A 13,391-nucleotide genomic window follows, 5' to 3' on the forward strand; every position below is an offset into this window, starting at 1 on the left:
GACCCCCGAGCGCCCTCCCAAAACGGGGGGCGGGGGCCGGGCCGGTGCTCAGTTCTGGTCCTCCGCGAGGGTGACCTCGATGCCGCCGAGCAGCGCCGCGGCCATGTTGTAGAGGAACGCCCCGAGCGTGGCGACCGCGGTCAGCAGCACCACGTCGATGGCGGCGACGAGCATCGTGAACCCGAGCACCCGCGAGGTGCCGAGGTAGTCCTTGATGTCGAAGTCACCGCCGTCGTCACCGCCGACGACGTCCTGGACGGTCTGGTTGATGGAGTCCCAGACGTCCGCGGCGCCGAGGACCGACCAGACCATGAAGACCGAGACCACGGTGACCACCGCGAAGGCGATGGAGAGCAGGAACGCGGTCTTCATCACCGACCAGGGGTCGACGCGGGTCAGTCGCAGCCGGGCGCGGCGCGGGGACCGGCCGGCGGGCGCGGCGCCCGTGCGGGCACCCCGTGCAGGCCGGGCGTCGACGTTCGCGCGGTGCTCGTCCGCGGCACCCGACAGCTTGGCCTGCAGGCGCTCGGCGAGCCCCGGTCGCACGGCGGTCTCCTCGGTGGAGCGGTCGGACATCAGTCCTCACCCTCGCCTTCGTCGGTGGCGGCGGACTGGTCGATTGTTGCACCCGGGCCCGAATCGGCCGTCTCCTCGGCCTCGACGTCCTGCTCGAGGTCGGCGGTCTCGGCGGCGGCGGCCTCGACGGCCGGGTCCGCGGCGGCGTTCTCGACCGCCTCCTGGGCCGCGGCGTCGGCGGCCTCGGCCACCTCCTCCTCGACCTTGGCCTCGACCGAGCGGGCGACCACGGCGACGGCGTCGCCGGACTTGGTGGTCAGGAACTTCACGCCCATCGTCGAGCGTCCGGTCGGGCGGAACTGCTCGTTGATGGGGCTGCGGACGACCTGGCCCTTCTCGGTGATCGAGAGGACCTCGTCACCGTCCTCCACGATGAACGCGCCGACCAGGCCGCCACGCTCCTCGTTGGCCAGCGACATCGCCTTGATGCCGAGGCCGCCGCGCGACTGGAGGCGGTACTCGTTGATCCGGGTGCGCTTGGCGAAGCCGCCGTCGGTGATGGTGAAGACGTACTGCGGCTTGACCTCCTCGACCTGCTCGGCGGTCGCCTCGACGCCGGCGGAGTCCGCGGCCTCCTCGCTGAGCCCCGCCGCCTCCTCCGCGGCGACCTGGGCCGCGCGGATGACCGAGAGGGACAGCAGCGAGTCGCCGTCGCGGAACTTCATGCCCGAGACGCCCGAGGTCGCCCGGCCCATGGGCCGCAGCTGGGTGTCGTCGGCGCGGAACCGGATCGCCTGGCCCTTGCGGGAGACGAGCAGGATGTCGTCCTCGGCGTTGACCAGCTCGGCGCCGATCAGCTCGTCGTCGTCCTCGCGGAAGTTGATCGCGATGACGCCGGCCTGGCGGGGGCTGTTGTAGTCCCCGAGCCGGGTCTTCTTCACCAGGCCGTTGCGCGTGGCCAGGACGAGGTACGGCGCCTGCTCGTAGTCGCGGATCGCCAGCACCTGCGCGATCGACTCGTCGGGCTGGAAGCTCAGCAGCCCGGCCACGTGCCCGCCCTTGGCGTCGCGGGACGCCTCGGGGAGGTTGTAGGCCTTGGTGCGGTAGACCCGGCCGGCGGTGGTGAAGAACAGCAGCCAGTGGTGGTTGGTCGTGGCGATGAAGTGCTCGACGACGTCGTCGCCGCGCAGCGTCGCGCCGCGCACGCCCTTCCCGCCGCGCTTCTGCGTGCGGTACTGGTCGGCGCGGGTGCGCTTGGCGTAGCCGCCGCGCGTGATGGAGACGACGAGGTCCTCGTCGGGGATGAGGTCCTCCATCGACAGGTCGCCGTCGGCGGCGATGATCGTCGTGCGGCGCTCGTCGCCGTACTTCTCGACGATCTCGGCGAGCTCGTCGCTGACGATCCGGCGCTGCCGGGCGACGTTGGCGAGGATGTCGCGGTAGTCGGCGATCTCCACCTCGATCTCGGCGAGCTGGTCGATGATGCGCTGCCGCTCCAGGGCCGCGAGACGACGCAGCTGCATGTCGAGGATCGCGTTGGCCTGCAGCTCGTCGATCTCGAGCAGCTCGATGAGCCCCTGGCGGGCGTCGTCGACCTCGGGCGAGCGGCGGATGAGCGCGATGACCTCGTCGAGCATGTCGAGGGCCTTGACCAGGCCGCGCAGGATGTGGGCCCGCTCCTCGGCCTTGCGCAGGCGGTACTCCGTGCGCCGGCGGATGACGTCGACCTGGTGCTCGACCCAGTTGCTGATGAACTGGTCGATCGACAGCGTGCGCGGCACGCCGTCGACCAGCGCCAGCATGTTGGCGCTGAAGTTGGTCTGCAGCTCGGTGTGCTTGAGCAGGTTGTTGAGCACCACGCGGGCGACCGCGTCGCGCTTGAGCACGACCACCAGCCGCTGGCCGGTGCGGTCGGAGGTGTCGTCGCGGACGTCGGAGATGCCCTGGACGCGGCCGGAGTCGGCGAGCTCGGCGATCTTCAGCGCCAGGTTGTCGGGGTTGACCATGTACGGCAGCTCGGTGATGACCAGGCAGGTGCGGCCCCGGGCGTCCTCGTCGACCTCGATGACCGCGCGCTGGGTGATCGACCCGCGGCCGGTGCGGTAGGCCTGCTCGATGCCCTGGTGGCCCACGATGAGCGCACCGTTGGGGAAGTCGGGGCCCTTGATCCGCTCGATCAGGGCGTCCTGCAGCTCCTCGCGGCTGGCGTCGGGGTGCTCCAGCGCCCAGCGGGCGCCGGACGCGACCTCGCGCAGGTTGTGCGGCGGGATGTTGGTGGCCATGCCGACCGCGATGCCGGCGGAGCCGTTGACCAGCAGGTTCGGGATCCGCGAGGGGAGCACGACCGGCTCCTGCGAGCGGCCGTCGTAGTTGGGCTGGAAGTCGACGGTGTCCTCGTCGATGTCGCGGACCATCTCCATGGCCAGCGGCGCCATCCGGCACTCGGTGTACCGCATCGCCGCGGCGGCGTCGTTGCCCGGCGAGCCGAAGTTGCCCTGGCCCTGGATCATCGGCGCGCGCATCACCCACGGCTGCGCGAGGCGCACCAGGGTGTCGTAGATCGCGGTGTCGCCGTGGGGGTGGTACTGACCCATCACGTCACCGACGACGCGCGAGCACTTGGAGAAGCCGCGGTCGGGGCGGTAGCCGCCGTCGAACATGGCGTACAGCACCCGGCGGTGCACCGGCTTGAGCCCGTCGCGGACGTCGGGCAGCGCGCGGCCGACGATGACCGCCATCGCGTAGTCGATGTAGGCGCGCTGCATGGACGTCTGCAGCTCGACGGGCTCGATGCGGCCGCCGGGTCCGGGGGTGGTCGGGCCGCCGCCGTCGGTGGGCGTCTCGGTCACGATTGCTCTCTCTCGCTGGTTCTACCGGATGTCTAGGGTTCGCTCTAGAGAGGCCCAGAGAGGGCCAGAGCGCCTAGATGTCCAGGAATCTGACGTCCTTGGCGTTGCGCTGGATGAAGGAGCGGCGCTGCTCGACGTCCTCGCCCATGAGGATCGAGAAGATCTCGTCGGCCTGGGCCGCGTCGTCCAGCGTGACCTGCAGCATGAGCCGCTGGTCGGGGTCCATCGTGGTCTCCCACAGCTCCTTGGCGTTCATCTCGCCCAGACCCTTGTAGCGCTGCACCGGGTTCTCCTTGGGCAGCTTCTTGCCCGCCTCGAGGCCGGCCGCCATCAGCGCGTCGCGCTCGGCGTCGGAGTAGACGAACTCGTGCTCGTGCGGCTTGTTCCACCGCAGCCGGTACAGGGGCGGCTGGGCCATGTAGACGTGGCCGTGGTCGATCAGCGGCTTCATGAACCGGAACAGCAGCGTGAGCAGGAGGGTGTTGATGTGGTGGCCGTCGACGTCGGCGTCGGCCATCAGCACGACCTTGTGGTAGCGCAGCTTGTCGAGGTCGAAGTCCTCCTGGATGCCCGTGCCGAGCGCGGAGATGATCGACTGCACCTCCTGGTTGCCCAGGATCCGGTCGATGCGGGCCTTCTCGACGTTGAGGATCTTGCCGCGGATCGGGAGGATCGCCTGGATCCGCGGGTCGCGCCCCTGCCGGGCCGAGCCACCCGCGGAGTCACCCTCGACGATGAAGACCTCGCACTCGGCGGGGTTGGTCGACTGGCAGTCCGACAGCTTGCCGGGCAGGCCGCCGCCGCCGAGGATCCCCTTGCGGCTGCGGGCCAGCTCGCGCGCCTTGCGGGCCGCGATCCGCGCGGACGCCGCGGCCTGGGCCTTGCGCACGATGTCGCGGCCCTCGGCGGGGTTCTGCTCGAGCCACGCGCCGAACTGGTCGTTCATCAGGCGCTGCACGAAGCCCTTGGCCTCGGTGTTGCCGAGCTTGGTCTTGGTCTGGCCCTCGAACTGCGGCTCGCCGAGCTTGACCGAGATGATCGCGGTGAGGCCCTCGCGGATGTCGTCGCCGGAGACCCGGTCCTCGCGCTTCTTGATCAGGCCCCACTCCTCGCCCCAGTGGTTGACCAGGGAGGTCAGGGCCGCACGGAAGCCCTCCTCGTGCGTGCCGCCCTCGTGGGTGTTGATCGTGTTCGCGAACGTGTGGACCGACTCGGTGTAGCTGGTGTTCCACTGCATCGCGACCTCGAGGCTCATGTGGTTCTCGACGCTCGCCGGCGTCTCGGCCTCGAAGGAGATGACGGTCGGGTTGGCCTTGTCCTTGCGCCGGTTGAGGTGCTCGACGTAGTCGACCAGGCCGCGGTCGTACTTGAAGACCTGCTCGATGCCGCCCTCGCCGCCGCGCCGCATCGCGTCGCTGCCGGTGCCCTCGACCGCGTCGGCGACGGTCTCGTCCTCGACGGCGTCCATGACCTCGGTGGCCGCCGGGCGCTCGTCGCGCACGACGATCTCCAGGCCCTTGTTGAGGAAGGCCATCTCCCGGATGCGGGTGGTGATGGTCTCCAGGGAGTACGTCGTGGTATCGAAGATCTCCGAGCTGGCCCAGTACTTCACGGTGGTGCCGGTGCTCTCGCCCGGCTCCAGCGGACGGACCTGCTCCAGCTCGCCGTCGGGCACGCCGATGGTGAACGACTGGCGCCACAGGTGGCCGCGGTTCTTGACGTCGACGACGAGGTGGGTCGACAGCGCGTTGACCACCGAGACGCCCACGCCGTGCAGGCCGCCGGAGACCTTGTAGCCGCCGCCACCGAACTTGCCGCCGGCGTGGAGCATGGTCAGCGCCATCGTCACCGCGGGCATCTCCTGCCCGGGCGCGGTGTCGGTGGGGATGCCGCGGCCGTTGTCCTCGACCTGGATCGCGCCGTCCTCGCAGAGGGTGACGACGATCCGGTCGCAGTGGCCGGCCAGCGCCTCGTCCACGGCGTTGTCGACGATCTCCCAGATCAGGTGGTGCAGGCCGCGCTCACCGGTCGAGCCGATGTACATGCCGGGGCGCTTGCGGACCGCCTCGAGGCCCTCGAGGACCTGGATCGCGGAGGCGTCGTACTCGTTGTCGACGCGCGAGGAGGTCAGCGCTGCGGCCACCTGCTCCGGCGTGACGTCTGCCTCGGGCTGGGGAGTGGGGGAGAGGCTCTCCTCGGACACGTCCACCTTCTTCTCGACCGGGTCGGGGCGGGCCACGGACGGGGCCCGGCGCGGAACGGGTCGCGCGGACGCGACCCGTCGACCATGGTACCGCCTGGAGGGCCCAGAACCACGGAACGTCCTCCGGCGGGCGGGCACCCGTGGACCGAGCGTGCCCCCAGGCGGCTCGGAACGGCCGTCGAGAGCGGCGACCAGGGGGTCGGACAGGGGCCGGTACGGCCGGAGGCCTGCCAGATCGCCAGAGGCTCAGCCGTAGGTGTCGCGGGGACCGCGGCCGTCGCGGGCCGAGCGCGGCCCCTTCTTCCACGTCGGCAGGTGGGGGCCCAGCACCTCGATCACGGTGACGGTGCCGTGCCCCAGGTCCTCGTTGAGCCGGCGCACCACGGTCGGCGCGAGCAGGCGCAGCTGCGTGGCCCAGGCGGTGGAGTCGGTGCGCACGACGAGGCGGCCCTCGTCGAAGGACTCCGGCGTGCAGTGCGCCGCCACCTCGGCCCCGACCAGCTCGCCCCAGCGGCCGAAGACGCCGTGGACGCGCAGGTCCAGCTCCCAGCCGCGCTCGGCGACCAGCCGGCCCAGGGTGCTGCCGAGCAGCTGGGGGTCGCGGTCATCGGGGTGCGCCCCGGTGACGCGCGTGCCCCGCGGCCGGTCCGACCACGGTCGCCGGCGGCGGGTCCGCGGCGTCGAGCCCGCGGTGGCCCGGGTCAGTGCGCGGGCGAGGTCGAGGCCGTCGTCGCGGTGCGGCGGGTCCGCCGGGCCGGCCGGGTCGGCGGGGTCGACGCGGTCGGCGGGCTCGTCAGGCATCGCGACGTACCTCCCCTCCGGCGACCGTGAACCGGGCCCCCGCCAGCGCCTCCGGCACGTCCGCACCGACCGCGGCGGTCACCAGCACCTGCTCGGCACCGGCGACCAGCTCGGCGAGCTGGGCGCGCCGGTCGGTGTCCAGCTCGGCGAAGACGTCGTCGAGGACCAGGATCGGGTCGTCACCGTCGGAGCGCAGCAGGTCGTAGGACGCCAGGCGCAGCGCCAGCGCGACCGACCAGGACTCCCCGTGCGAGGCGTAGCCCTTGACCGGGAGCTTCTGCACCCCGCCGCCGTGGGCGAGCGTGAGCAGCAGGTCGTCGCGGTGCGGCCCGACCAGCGAGAGCCCCCGGTCCAGCTCGTCGGAGCGCCGCCGCTCCACCTCCGCGAGCAGCCGCTCGGCCAGCCCGGCGGGGTCGGTGGCGTCGCCGAGGTCGAAGGAGGGGCGGTACTCGATCTCGGCGTCGTCGCGCCCGGCGCCGCGGGCGACGGTCTCGTAGGCCTTCCCCACGTACGGCGCCAGCCGCTCGACCAGGTCGAGCCGGCCGGCCAGCAGCTCGGCGCCGGTGCGCGCGAGGTGCTCGTCCCACACGGCGAGCGTGGCGAGCGCCGCGTCCTGCGAGGAGCTCCCGCGACGGGCGGCACCGGCGGTCTTGAGCAGCGAGTTGCGCTGCTTGAGCACGCGGTCGTAGTCCGACCGCACGCCGGCGAGCCGCGGCGCCCGCAGCACCAGCAGGTCGTCGAGGAACCGGCGCCGGTCCGAGGGGTCACCCTTGACCAGGGTGAGGTCCTCGGGGGAGAACACGACGGTGCGCACCAGGCCGACCAGCTCGCGGGCGCGGGGGAGCGGTGACCGGTTGATCCGGGCGCGGTTGGAGCGACCCGGGTTGATCTCCACCTCGAGCACCGCGGTGCGGCCGTCGCGCACGACCGCCGCCCGCACGACGGCCTGGTCCGCCCCGGCCCGCACCAGCGGCGCGTCGCTGGCCACCCGGTGCGAGCTGAGCCGCGAGAGGTAGTCCACCGCCTCCACCAGGTTGGTCTTGCCCTGCCCGTTGCGCCCGATGAACGCCGTGACGCCGGGGCCGAGCTCGACGTCGGCGGTGGCGTAGGAGCGGAAGTCGTGCAGGGTGAGGTGGGAGACGTGCACCGTCGGTCGGCTAGCTCTCCGCCGGCGCGCTGTCGTCGCCCGAGCCGGCCTGCTCCGCCGAGCCGGCCTGGTCGGGCGTGCCGGCCTCGGCCGGGGTCCCGGCGGCGTCGCCACCCTTCGGCGCGGCGGTCTGCATCGCGTGCCCGCCGAACTGGTTGCGCATCGCGGCGACCGCCTTCATGGCGGGGGAGTCGTCCTGGCGCGAGACGAACCGGGCGTAGAGCGCGGCGGTGATCGCGGGCGTCGCGACGGCGTGCTCGATGCCCGCCTCGACGGTCCACCGGCCCTCGCCGGAGTCCTCGGCGTACCCGCGGATCCCCTCGAGGCCGGGCTCCTGGTCCAGCGCGGCGACCAGGAGGTCGAGCAGCCAGGACCGGATCACGGTGCCCTCGCGCCACGAGCGCATGACCTCGGTGACGTTGTCGACCATCTCGACCTTGTCGAGCAGCTCCCAGCCCTCGGCGTAGGACTGCATGATCGCGTACTCGATGCCGTTGTGGACCATCTTGGAGAAGTGGCCGGCGCCGACCTTCCCTGCGTGCACCGAGCCGAACTCGCCCTCGGGCTTGAGCGCGTCGAAGACCGGCTGGGCCTTGGCCACGTCGTCGGCGTCGCCGCCGTACATCAGCGCGTAGCCGTTCTCCAGGCCCCAGACGCCGCCGGAGACACCGCAGTCGACGAATCCGATGCCCTTGCCGGCGAGCAGCTCGGCGTGCGCGAGGTCGTCGGTCCAGCGGGAGTTGCCGCCGTCGATGACGAGGTCGCCCTCGCCGAGCAGCTCGCCGAGCGCCGCGACGGTGGCGCGGGTCGGCTCGCCCGCGGGCACCATCACCCACACGACCTTGGGCGACGGCAGCTGGGCGACGAGGTCCTCGAGGGAGTCGGCGTCGCTGACGTCGGGGTTCCGGTCGTAGCCGACGACGGTGTGGCCGGCGCGGCGCAGGCGCTCACGCATGTTGCCGCCCATCTTGCCGAGGCCGACGAGTCCGAGCTCCATCTGCTTCCTCCTGTGAGGGCTGTGTCAGGGGTGGTCAGGCAGTACGCCGGACGGTACCCACCCTCAGGACAGGAGACGCCGCGGCATCAGCAGGTAGCGGAACCCGGGCTCGGCCGCGTCGGCCGGGGCGTCCCCGCCCTCAGCGTCCCGGACCGAGCCGCTGATCACGACCGGCTTGGAGGCCTGGGTGAAGGCCAGCTCGACGACCGGCTGGTCGATCGCGGTCAGCCCGTCGAGGAGGAACTGCGGGTTGAAGCCCGTGGTGATGTCGTCGCCGTCGATGCGCGCCTCGATCGACTCCGAGGCCTGCGCCTCGTCGCCGGAGCCGGCGTCGAGGGTGAGCACCCCGTCGCTGAAGGCCAGCTGGACCGCGGTGTTCCGCTCGGCCACGAGCGCTACGCGCTTGACCGACTCGACCAGCGCGGCCTTGTCGACCCGCGCCACGGTGAGGTGCTCGTTGGGGAACAGGCTGCGGACCTTGGGGAACTCCCCGTCCAGCAGCCGCGTCGTGGTGCGTCGTACGCCGCCGGGCGCGTTGCCCTCGAAGCCGATGATGCCCTCGCCGCTCCCGGTGGCCGCCAGCGCGATGGTGACCTCGCTGCCGGCGGTGAGCGACTTGGCGGTGTCGCCGAGCACCTTCGCCGGGACCAGCGCCGCGGCGCTCTCGTCGGGGGTGCGCGGGTCCCACTCGAGCTCGCGCTGGGAGAGCCGGAAGCGGTCGGTGGCCAGCAGCGAGATGGTCGAGCCGTCGATCTCGATCCGGACGCCGGTCAGCACCGGGAGCATGTCGTCGCGGCCCGCGGCGGTGACCGCCTGGGAGACCGCGTGCGCGAACTCGTCGCTGCGCACCGTCCCGGTCGCCGCCGGCATCTCGGGCAGGGACGGGTAGTCCTCGACCGGCATCGTCTGGAGGCTGAACCGGGCCGAGCCGCAGGTCAGCGAGACGCGGGCGCCCTCGAGGGTCATCTCGACCGGCTTGCTCGGCAGGCTGCGGCAGATGTCGGAGAGCAGCCGGCCGCTGACCAGCGCCCGTCCTTCGTCGGCCACGTCGGCGCTCAGCGTCGCGCGGGCGGAGGTCTCGTAGTCGAAGGTGGACAGGACCAGGCCGTCGTCGCTCGCGTCGATGAGCAGACCGGCGAGCACGGGCACGCTCGGTCGGACCGGGAGGCTGCGGGCAGCCCAGGCGACGGCATCCGCGAGCACGTCGCGGTCGACGCGGAACTTCACGATGTGGTCCTTCAGGTCGGGGGCGAGGTCGGGTCGGGCGGGATGCGAATCCTGCCATGCGGGCTGCGGGCGCGGGAGGTTCGGTGTGGTTTGCCCGTCGGCCGTGCTGTGGAGGCCGGGTCGCGTGCTCGGTCCTCGCTCGGAGGCCGGTGGTCGGTCGTCCCCAGGGAGGGGCGTGGGGAGACGTTCTCGGAGGATCGGGATGTCTGGAGGTAGGGAGGAGTCATAGGTTCGGTGGAATCTGTGGACAAACCTCGTTTCTGCAGGTCGTGCGGTGCACTCGGGACTCACAGGGGCTGTGGAACGACGACGGACGGCCGGGCTCCTGGTGTGGAGCCCGACCGTCCGTGGGTGGTCGGAGCACAGGCTCTCCCCAGATCCTCCCCGTGTAGTTCGCTCTCGCGGACCGGGCTGGTCCACAGCCGGAACGACGAGGCCCTGTCATCCCCTCCTGTGGAGGAGGCCTGTTGAGAACCAGGCCGTCAGGCGACGGTGAGGGTGACCTCGACGTTGCCGCGGGTGGCGTTGGAGTAGGGGCACACCTGGTGCGCCTGCTCGACGAGCTCGCGCGCGCGGTCCGGCTCGACCTGCGGCAGCGTGACCTCCAGCTGCACCGCGAGCCCGAAGCCGCCGGCGTCGTTCGAGCCGATCGAGACGTCGGCGACGACCTCGGAGTCGGTGGTGTCGGCGCCCGCCTTGCCGGCGACGAGCTTGAGCGCGGAGTGGAAGCACGCGGCGTACCCCGCGGCGAACAGCTGCTCGGGGTTGGTCGCGCCGCCCGGGCCGCCCATCTCGGCGGGGGTGCGGACGTCGGTGTCGATGAGCCCGTCGGTGGACTGGACGTGGCCGTTGCGGCCGTCCCCGGTCGCGGCGGCGCTGGCGGTGTAGAGGATCTTCATGTGCACCAACGTATTGCGCGCAATTGAATGGTGCAAGGGTCTACGCTGGCCGACGTGAGCACCGGACACCCCCAGCTCGCGCTGGACGAGCAGCTCTGCTTCCCGCTGTACGCCGCGACGCGGGCCGTCACGCAGCGCTACGCCGAGCTCCTGGGTGACGTCGGACTGACCTATCCGCAGTACCTGGCGCTCCTGGCCCTCTGGGAGGCCGACGCGCCGGTCACCGTCGGGGGACTCGGCCGGCGGTTGCGGCTGGACTCCGGGACGCTGACGCCGCTGCTCAAGCGGCTGGAGTCCCAGGGCCACGTCTCGCGTCGGCGGGACCCCGAGGACGAGCGCCGCGTGCTGGTCGAGCCGACCGAGCAGGGCTGGGCGCTGCGCGAGCGGGTGGCGGACGTCCCCGGCCGGCTGCTGGACGGGATGGGCCTCTCGGTCGAGGACCTGCTGCGGCTGCGGCGCGACCTCGGCACCCTGCTCGACGGTCTCGACGCCTCCGCGGGCTGATCGACGGGGCGGTCAGCCCTGGCGCGCCTGCATCTTGACCCGGTTGGTCAGCTCGCTGACCTGGTTGAAGACCGCGCGGCGCTCGGCCAGGAGCTGGTTGATCTTCCGGTCGGCGTACATGACCGTCGTGTGGTCGCGGTTGCCGAACTGGGCCCCGATCTTCGGCAGCGAGAGGTCGGTCAGCTCGCGGCACAGGTACATCGCGATCTGGCGGGCCATGACCAGGTGCCGGCCACGGCTGGGGCCGGTGAGCTCGTCGATGGAGAGCCCGAAGTACGCCGCGGTCTGGGCGATGATCAGCCCGGCCGTGATCTCCGGCTCGCCGCCCTCGGGGATCAGGTCCTTGAGCACGATTTCGGCGAGGGTCATGTCGACCTCCTGCCGGTTGAGGTTCGCGAACGCCGTCACCCGGATCAGCGCGCCCTCGAGCTCGCGGATGTTGGTCTGGATCTTCGAGGCGATGAACTCCAGGACGTCCGGCGGCGCGGTCAACCGGTCCATGGCGGCCTTCTTGCGCAGGATCGCGATCCGGGTCTCGAGGTCGGGCGGCTGGACGTCGGTGATCAGGCCCCACTCGAACCGGTTGCGCAGCCGGTCCTCGAGCGCCTCGAGGCGCTTGGGCGCACGGTCGGAGGTCAGCACGATCTGCTTGTTGGCGTTGTGGAGGGTGTTGAACGTGTGGAAGAACTCCTCCTGGGTCTGGGTCTTGCCCTCCAGGAACTGGATGTCGTCGATGAGGAGCACGTCCACGTCGCGGTAGCGCCGCTTGAACCGGTCCTGGCGGTCGTCGCGGATCGCGTTGATGAACTCGTTGGTGAACTCCTCGCTCGACACGTAGCGCACCTTGGCGCCGGTGTAGAGGCTGCGGACGTAGTGCCCGATCGCGTGGAGCAGGTGGGTCTTGCCCAGGCCGGAGTCCCCGTAGACCAGCAGCGGGTTGTAGGCCTTGCCCGGTGCCTCGGCGACCGCGACGGCCGCGGCGTGCGGGAAGCGGTTCGACGAGCCGATGACGAAGGTCTCGAAGGTGTACTTCGGGTTGAGCCGGGTCTCCAGCGCGGTCGGGCGGCCGGCATCGCCACCGCCGGGCGCGCCGCCCATCGCGGCGTGGCCGGGGAAGGCGTCGCCGAGGTAGCCGCCGTCGCCGTGGTGCGCGGCGGGTGCGCGGCCCGCGTCGGTGCCGCCGCCCACCAGCGGCGGATGACCGCCGGGACGGGGCAGCTGCTGGACGGGCGCCAGAGCGTCATGTCGGTTTGTCGACAAAGCGACGTCGGCCTCCGTCGGCTGCTCGGGCAGGGGGGCCACGTCGACCCGGTCACCCGGAGCGGGGTGGGCGTCGCGGTCCAGCGCCGGGTTGACGGTGACCGCGATCCGGATCTCGCGCCCGAACGCGACGGTCAGGGCGTCCTCGAGCTGGCCGCGCAGGCGGCCCTCGAGCTGCCCGCGGGTGAAGTCGTTGGGCACCGCCACGATGGCGGTGCTCTCGTGGAGCGTGACCGGCTCGCTGGCGGTCAGCCAGGCCCGCTGGTGGGGCTGGAGGTCGTCGACGACCTGCCGCCAGGCGGTCCCGAGGTCCGGCGTGCTCTGGTCCACGGTGGGTGTCCCCTTCTCCTTGCGCTCACGAAGTTCCACAGCTTTGTCCACAGGTTGTGAACGCGACCCGCTCGCTGTGGAGGAGTCTGGCCGAGAGCCGGGGCCCGAGGAGGCGAAATCACTGTTTTCGCAGGTCAAACGCCTGTTGAGAAAGCGGGTGACCGGGATCACGGCTCGCTTCCCGTGGTGCTGCGGAGCGCCCGGCGGGGAAACTCGACCGACCGAACGTAACCCCCACCTCGCGCCAGCAGCAAGACGTCATCCACAGGCCCGTACGCTGGTCCCGGCGGGTGGTCCGCGAGGGCCTCCGCCGGTTTGACCCTGGGAAAGCGCAGCGCGTACCGTTGGCCGGTCCCCGGCGTCGACCGGTGCCGCACGTCCACGGGAGCCATCCGGCCTCGCGTGGGTGGGCGGTGCCAGCCGAAAGGTGTCACGGACCGTGACCGCACCGCCGATCCGCCGGGGTTGATGCCCCTGAACCACCACCGAAGGAAGAGCCCGTGAGCAAGCGTACGTACCAGCCGAACAACCGTCGCCGCCACAAGGTGCACGGTTTCCGCCTGCGCATGCGCACCCGTGCCGGCCGCGCCATCCTCTCCTCGCGTCGCCGCAAGGGCCGCAAGAGCCTGGCCGTCTGACGGCCAGCGCCGCGCCGCCG

The 13,391-nt window shown here is 71.7% G+C and carries 11 protein-coding genes; 2 read left to right on the plus strand and 9 right to left on the minus strand.

Annotated features, from left to right (window positions below):
• Window positions 1-48: 48 nt before the first annotated feature.
• The 8 genes from QWY28_RS04865 to QWY28_RS04900 all read right to left on the minus strand — a co-directional run bounded on the left by QWY28_RS04865 (window position 49) and on the right by QWY28_RS04900 (window position 10,648).
• Window positions 49-576: a DUF3566 domain-containing protein gene (locus QWY28_RS04865; RefSeq protein WP_300951161.1), complete on the minus strand. Its 528-nt coding sequence runs from the start codon at window positions 574-576 to the stop codon at window positions 49-51.
• Window positions 576-3,281: a DNA gyrase subunit A gene (gene gyrA, locus QWY28_RS04870; RefSeq protein ID WP_439117228.1), complete on the minus strand. Its 2,706-nt coding sequence runs from the start codon at window positions 3,279-3,281 to the stop codon at window positions 576-578. The genes QWY28_RS04865 and gyrA overlap by 1 nt, the downstream gene beginning before the upstream one ends.
• Before the next feature lie 157 nt (window positions 3,282-3,438).
• Window positions 3,439-5,568: a DNA topoisomerase (ATP-hydrolyzing) subunit B gene (gyrB, locus tag QWY28_RS04875; protein ID WP_439117229.1), complete on the minus strand. Its 2,130-nt coding sequence runs from the start codon at window positions 5,566-5,568 to the stop codon at window positions 3,439-3,441.
• A gap of 246 nt (window positions 5,569-5,814) precedes the next feature.
• Complete coding sequence (locus tag QWY28_RS04880; RefSeq protein ID WP_300951163.1) at window positions 5,815-6,369, minus strand: DciA family protein; 555 nt, start codon at window positions 6,367-6,369, stop codon at window positions 5,815-5,817.
• Window positions 6,362-7,516: a DNA replication/repair protein RecF gene (recF, locus tag QWY28_RS04885; RefSeq protein WP_300951164.1), complete on the minus strand. Its 1,155-nt coding sequence runs from the start codon at window positions 7,514-7,516 to the stop codon at window positions 6,362-6,364. The genes QWY28_RS04880 and recF overlap by 8 nt, the downstream gene beginning before the upstream one ends.
• 10 nt (window positions 7,517-7,526) lie before the next feature.
• Window positions 7,527-8,513 carry a phosphogluconate dehydrogenase (NAD(+)-dependent, decarboxylating) gene (gene gnd / locus QWY28_RS04890; RefSeq protein ID WP_300951165.1) on the minus strand — a complete coding sequence of 329 codons (987 nt, stop codon included), beginning with the start codon at window positions 8,511-8,513 and terminating at the stop codon, window positions 7,527-7,529.
• Window positions 8,514-8,576: 63 nt separating this feature from the next.
• Window positions 8,577-9,740 carry a DNA polymerase III subunit beta gene (gene dnaN / locus QWY28_RS04895; protein ID WP_300951166.1) on the minus strand — a complete coding sequence of 388 codons (1,164 nt, stop codon included), beginning with the start codon at window positions 9,738-9,740 and terminating at the stop codon, window positions 8,577-8,579.
• A 482-nt stretch (window positions 9,741-10,222) separates the two neighbouring features.
• Entirely contained in the window at window positions 10,223-10,648 is a 426-nt protein-coding gene (locus QWY28_RS04900) for an organic hydroperoxide resistance protein (RefSeq protein WP_300951167.1), read from the minus strand.
• A 45-nt stretch (window positions 10,649-10,693) separates the two neighbouring features.
• Between QWY28_RS04900 and QWY28_RS04905 the strand changes: the two genes are divergently transcribed.
• Complete coding sequence (locus tag QWY28_RS04905; protein ID WP_300951168.1) at window positions 10,694-11,143, plus strand: MarR family winged helix-turn-helix transcriptional regulator; 450 nt, start codon at window positions 10,694-10,696, stop codon at window positions 11,141-11,143.
• A gap of 12 nt (window positions 11,144-11,155) precedes the next feature.
• Here QWY28_RS04905 and dnaA read toward each other — a convergent pair whose 3' ends face one another.
• The gene (gene dnaA, locus QWY28_RS04910) at window positions 11,156-12,655 is read right to left on the minus strand and encodes a chromosomal replication initiator protein DnaA (protein ID WP_439117230.1); all 1,500 of its coding nucleotides are present in this window, start codon (window positions 12,653-12,655) and stop codon (window positions 11,156-11,158) included.
• A gap of 578 nt (window positions 12,656-13,233) precedes the next feature.
• Between dnaA and rpmH the strand changes: the two genes are divergently transcribed.
• Window positions 13,234-13,371 carry a 50S ribosomal protein L34 gene (gene rpmH, locus QWY28_RS04915; protein WP_011758123.1) on the plus strand — a complete coding sequence of 46 codons (138 nt, stop codon included), beginning with the start codon at window positions 13,234-13,236 and terminating at the stop codon, window positions 13,369-13,371.
• Window positions 13,372-13,391 lie beyond the last annotated feature (20 nt).

The organism is Nocardioides oceani (assembly GCF_030412965.1).
Taxonomy (GTDB): Bacteria; Actinomycetota; Actinomycetes; order Propionibacteriales; family Nocardioidaceae; genus Nocardioides; species Nocardioides oceani.